The organism is uncultured Nevskia sp. (assembly GCF_903885465.1).
Classification (GTDB): Bacteria; Pseudomonadota; Gammaproteobacteria; order Nevskiales; family Nevskiaceae; genus Nevskia.
In genome coordinates, this window is record NZ_CAISIQ010000207.1 from 1 (window position 1) to 1,934 (window position 1,934).

A 1,934-nucleotide genomic window follows, 5' to 3' on the forward strand; every position below is an offset into this window, starting at 1 on the left:
CTGACGTTCGGGATGGGTGAGGCCTTCCAGTTCGACTGGAGCGAGGAAGCTCTGGTCATCGGCGGGATCTACCGCAAGCTGCAGGTGTCGCACATGAAGCTGTGCGCGAGCCGGGCGTTCTGGCTGGTGGCGTACCCCAGCCAGGGTCACGAGATGCTGTTCGATGCGCACACCCGCTGCCTGACCGGCCTCGGCGGCGTCACCCGGCGCGGCATCTACGACAACATGAAGACCGCCGTCGACCGGGTCCCGGGTCGCGGCAAGGCCCGCATCGTCAATGCCCGATTTGCGGCGATGACGTCGCACTACCTGTTTGATCCGGACTTCTGCAATGTCGCCTCCGGCTGGGAGAAAGGCCGGGTCGAGAAAGGCGTGCAGGATGCTCGGCGCCGGATCTGGCAGGCTCCGAGCAGCGCTTTGGCAGCTTCGCCGAGCTGAATGTCTGGCTGGCTACGCAGTGCTTGGAAGCGCGCAATGCCCCGCATCCCGAGTATCCGGGCATGAGCATTCAGGAAGCCTGGGAGCACGAGCAGCCGCAGCTGATGCCGATGCCGGTGGCCTTCGACGGCTATGTCGAGGTGCCGGTCCGGGTATCGAGCACCAGCCTGATTCGCGTATCCCGCAACCGCTACTCGGTGCCCTGCGCACTGGCGGGCCACAGGGTCAGCGTGCGGCTGTATCCGGAGCGGATCGTGGTGGTCGCGGACCAGCGGGTGGTTGCCGAGCATCCGCGAGCATTGGATCGGGATCATGTCATTTACGACTGGCAGCACTACCTGCCGCTGATCGAGCGCAAGCCGGGTGCGCTGCGCAATGGCGCGCCTTTCGCCGAACTGCCGGACTCCCTGCAGCGCCTCAGACGCGCCCTGCTGCGCCGTGAGGGCGGCGACCGGGTCATGGCGCAAGTGCTGGCAGCCGTGCCGGACCATGGTCTGGAAGCCGTGCTGGTCGCCGTGGATCTGGTGCTCGAAACCGGGCGGCCGAGTGCCGAGCACGTCCTCAACGTGCTGGCGCGGCTGAAGGACGGGCCGCCACCGCAGACTGTCGAAACCAGCCTGACCGTGACGGTGCCACCCGCCGCCAACACCCAGCGCTACGACACGCTGCGCGATCTGCCGGAGGTGAGCCATGGCTGATTCCATTGCCGCCCTCAAGGCCCTGCGGCTGTATGGCATGGCTGCCTGTTACGCCGAGTCGCTGGAGCGAGGTGGCACCACGAGCCTGACCAGCTACGAACTGCTGATCCAGCAACTGATCCAGGCCGAGACCATCGACCGCGGCCTGCGCTCGATCCGCTACCAGATGCACGCGGCGCGATTCCCGATCCATCGCGATCTGGCCAGTTTCGATTTCGAGCAGTCGAAGATCGACCCTCGGCAGATCAGCGGATTCGCCACCACCGCCTTCACCGAGAAAGCAGAGAACATCGTGTTGATCGGCGGCACCGGCACCGGCAAGACCCATTTGGCCACCGCCCTCGGCGTCGAAGCCATCAACAGCCACGGTAAGCGCGTGCGCTTCTTCTCGACGGTCGATCTGGTCAATGCGCTGGAGCAGGAGAAGGCCGCCGGCAAGGCCGGCCGCCTGGCCCACCAGCTGATACATCTCGATCTGGTGATCCTCGACGAACTGGGCTACCTGCCGTTTTCACAGAGCGGCGGTGCGCTGCTGTTTCATCTGCTGTCGAAGCTCTACGAGCACACCAGTGTCGTCATCACCACCAACCTGGTCTTCGGCGAATGGGCCAGCGTCTTCGGCGATCCCAAGATGACCACGGCGCTACTCGACCGGCTCACGCATCACTGCCACATCGTCGAGACCGGCAACGAGTCCTACCGATTCCGACACAGCAGCCAGAAAGCCCGATCGCGAATCAAGGCTCGCGAGCAGGACAAGATCACCACCACAGAGGAGACCCACGAACCCGGCTAGAC

Annotated in this window: 1 protein-coding gene and 1 pseudogene; both read left to right on the forward strand. The window is 64.9% G+C overall.

Going from position 1 to position 1,934, the window contains the following annotated elements:
- Nucleotides 1–1,136, forward strand: a pseudogene (gene istA, locus QZY06_RS07850) (IS21 family transposase); the annotation flags it as partial.
- Complete coding sequence (gene istB, locus QZY06_RS07855) at nt 1,129–1,932, forward strand: IS21-like element helper ATPase IstB (protein ID WP_295682530.1); 804 nt, start codon at nt 1,129–1,131, stop codon at nt 1,930–1,932. The pseudogene istA and the gene istB, both read left to right, overlap by 8 nt.
- Nucleotides 1,933–1,934 lie beyond the last annotated feature (2 nt).